This is a genomic window from Kitasatospora sp. NPDC093102, assembly GCF_040683915.1.
Lineage (GTDB): Bacteria > Actinomycetota > Actinomycetes > Streptomycetales > Streptomycetaceae > Kitasatospora.
In genome coordinates, this window is the sequence record NZ_JBFBFA010000123.1 from 1 (window position 1) to 3,307 (window position 3,307).

Annotated in this window: 1 protein-coding gene; it reads right to left on the bottom strand. The window is 75.3% G+C overall.

Annotation, left to right across the window (positions count from 1 at the left end; genetic code table 11):
- The coding region (locus AB0O11_RS39210) for an acyltransferase domain-containing protein (RefSeq protein ID WP_363397377.1) at positions 1 to 3,307 on the bottom strand (3,307 nt) is incomplete at both ends.

Here is a 3,307-nt window from a genome sequence, read left to right on the forward strand (position 1 = left end):
AGTTGGACGGCGGCCATGCCGACGCCGCCGGTGGCGGTGTGGACGAGGAGTCGTTGTCCGGGTTGTATGTCGGCGAGGTCCCGTAGGCCGTAGTACGCCGTCAGGAACACCACGGGCAGTACGGCGGCCTGGGCGAAGGTCAGGTTCTCGGGCATCGGCGCGGCCATCCGCTCGTCGGTGACCGCGAACGTCCCGGCGCTGCCGGGGAACAGCCCGAAGGCACGGTCGCCGGGTGCGAAGCGGGTGACGTCGGGGGCGACTTCGGTCACCACGCCGGCGGCCTCGCCGCCGATCAGTGCCTCGTTGCCCGGGTACATGCCCAGCGTGATCAGCACGTCGCGGAAGTTCACCCCGGCCGCGCGCACCGCGATCCGCACCTGCCCCGGGCCCAGCGGCTCCCGGGAACACGGCAGCAGGGCCAGGTTCTCCAGCGTGCCCTTGGCGGTGACGTCCAGACGCCAGTCGTCGGCACCGGCGGGCAGAGCCAGCCCCGCCGTCCGGCCGTCGATCCGCACGAGGCGGGGGACGGAGGCCGCGCCGTCGCGCAGGGCGAACTGCGGCTCCCCGGAGGCCAGCGCCGCCGCCAGCGCCGAACGGGAGGCCTCGGTACGGTCGACGTCGACGATCTGCAGCCGTCCCGGGTGCTCGGTCTGGGCCGAGCGCAGCAGACCCCACAGCGCGGCCGCGGCCGGATCCCGTACCCGGTCGTCCGCACCGGCCGCCACCGCGCCGCACGTCACGACGGCCAGTCGGGCGGCGGCGAACCGCTCGTCGGCCAGCCATTCCCGCACGGTCTCCAGCACCGCGGCGGTTGCCCGGTGCACCGCCCCGGGGACGTCCTCCCCGGGCGTCGCGGCGAACTGCGCCACGACGGCCGGGGCGTCCGCGGGGAGGTCGGCCAGGCTCGCGTAGCGGCCGGGCCCGGCCGGGCCGGACGGGTCGTCACCGAGGATCGCCGGCACCACGGCGGACGTCCCGGCGGGAACGGACAGGGGCGTCCAGTCGATGCCGAAGAGGCCGTCGCGCGTGGCCGGGGCGGCGGTGAGCTCGCCCGCCTCCACGGGCCGCACCGACAGGGATCCGACGGACAGCAGCGGGGCCCCGGCCCCGTCGGAGACCGCGAGCGCCACGGTGTCGGGAGCGACCTGTGACAGCCGTACGCGCAGCTCCTCGGCCCCCGCGGCGAACAGCCGCACGTCGCCCCACGCGAACGGCAGCCTGAAGCTCGCGGCCCCGCCCTCCTCCGGCAGCGCCTCCAGGGCCAGCACGTGCAAGGCCGCATCCAGCAGCGCGGGGTGGACGGTGAACAGCGCGTCGTCGTCACCCGAGCCCGTGCCCGTCGCGCCCTTCGGGAGCCGGACCTCGGCGTACAGGTCCTCGCCGTGCCGCCATGCCGCGCGCAGGCACTGGAACGCCGGGCCGTATGCGTAGCCGTGCCCGGCCAGGCGCCCGTAGAGACCGTCCGTGTCGATCGCCGTCGATCCGGCGGGTGGCCAGGAAGCGGCGGAGCCCGAGGCGTCCGTGACGGTGTCGAGCGGGGCGGGGGCGAGGGTTCCGGTGGCGTGCCGGAGCCACTCGGCGCCTTCCGCCGTACGGGAGTACAGCTGCACGGGCCGCTTCCCGGACCCGTCCTGCGGGCCGACGGCGAGCTGGACGTCCGCGTCGGCGCCGTCCAGCCGCAGCGGGGCCTCCAGCGTCAGGTCCTCGACCACGGCCAGGCCGAGCCGCGCTCCCGCCAGCAGCGCCAGCTCCACCATCGCCGTGCCGGGCAGCAGGGTCGTGCCCAGCACCGCGTGGTCGGCCAGCCACGGGAAGGCCGCCAGCGACAGCCGGCCCGTGAACAGGTGCCCCTGGCCGTCGGCCAGTTCCACCGCCGCGCCCAGCAGCGGGTGCTCGGCCTCCGCCAGCCCCACCGCGCCCAGGTCTCCCCGCCCGGCCGGCGCCTCCAGCCAGTGGCGCTCACGCTGGAAGGCGTACGTCGGAAGGTCCACGGAGCCGCTGCCGGGGCCGAACACCGCCCGCCAGTCCACCTCCACGGCGCCCCGCACGTGCAGCTGCGCGAGAGCGGTCAGCGCGGCCTGCGGCTCGGCGAGGCCCTTGCGCAACGACGCGGCACACACGACCGCAGGCCCGGTACCCGTCCGGGCCAGCGCGGTGAGGGTCGAGTCCGGACCCAGCTCGACGCAGGCGGTGACACCCTCGGCCTCAAGCGTGCACACCGCGGCGTGGAAGCGCACCGCCTCCCGGGCGTGAGCGGCCCAGTAGTCTGCGGAGGCCAGCTCCTCGGCCGTGGCCGGACGCCCCGTCAGCGTGGAGACGAGCGTGATCTTCGGAGCACGGAAGTCGAGGCTCCGCGCGACGGCCCGGAAGTCGTCCAGCATCGCGTCCATGTGCGGCGAATGGAATGCGTGACTGACCGTCAGAGTTCGTGTTTTGGCGCCAAGTTCGCCGAGGCGTGCGGCGATCGAGGCCACCGCGTCCGCGTCACCGGAGACCACCGTCGACTCCGGTCCGTTCACCGCCGCCAGCGCGACCGAACCCTCCAGCCCGGCCAGCAGCGGCAGCACCCGCTCCTCCGGCGCCTGGACCGCGAGCATCGCACCGCCGGACGGCAGCGCCTGCATCAGCCGGCCCCGCTCCACCACCAGGCGCGCGGCGTCCCCGAGGGAGAGCACACCGGCCACGTACGCCGCCGTCAGCTCACCGACCGAGTGCCCGGCCAGCACGTCCGGCCGCACCCCCCAGGACTCCCAGAGCCGGAACAGCGCCGACTCGACCGCGAACAGGGCCGGCTGCGCGAACTCCGTCCGGTGGACGGTCTCGTCCGCCATCGCCTCGCGCAGCGGCACCCCCAAGGTGTCGAACGTGGCACACACCTCGTCGAAGGCGGCGGCGAACGCGGGGAACGCGGCGTACAGCTCCCGCCCCATCCCCGGCCGCTGGCTGCCCTGGCCCGCGAAGAGGAAGGCCACCTTCCCCGGTGCGGACGCGACGCCCTCCACCGCGCCGGAGCCCGACGCCAGGGACGCCAGCCCGTCCAGCAGCGTCGCGCGGTCGGCACCCACCACCGCGGCACGGTGCGGGAACTGCGTGCGCGTCTCCACCAGGGCGCGACCGACCTCCGCGGCGGAGAGCTCCGGCAACCCCGTCAGCCGCTCGTGCAGGTGCTTTGCCTGGGCGCGGAGTGCTGCCTCGCTGCGCGCGGAGAGCAGCCAGGGGACGACGCCTGCGGGGGTCGGTTCCTCGTCGGTCTGCTCGGTGTCGTCCGCGTGGTTTTCCGGTTGTTCGAGGATGAGGTGGGCGTTGG